General features: G+C 49.4%; 1 protein-coding gene. It reads left to right on the top strand.

Annotated elements, in window-relative coordinates; all coding sequences use genetic code 11:
- Nucleotides 1-241: hypothetical protein (locus ICN29_RS10655; protein WP_216133010.1), on the top strand; the 241-nt coding region annotated here is incomplete at both ends.

Here is a 241-nt window from a genome sequence, read left to right as displayed (position 1 = left end):
TTGACCATCAGCGACGCTCATGACACCTTTAACGGTGTGATCAGTGGCGCTGGCAGCGTAACCTTGACAACGGGTACTGAGGTATTTACCAACACCAATACCTACACTGGTACTACCACCATTAACGCTGGCACCTTAAATGTTACCGGTGCTTTACCTGACAATACGGCAGTAACTGTCGCTAGCGGCGCAACCTATATTGTTGGCGCTACTGATACAGTAGGTTCAATTTCTGGTGCGG

The organism is Polynucleobacter nymphae, from assembly GCF_018882155.1.
Lineage (GTDB): Bacteria > Pseudomonadota > Gammaproteobacteria > Burkholderiales > Burkholderiaceae > Polynucleobacter > Polynucleobacter nymphae.
This window is presented reverse-complemented; position numbering and strand designations above follow the sequence as displayed.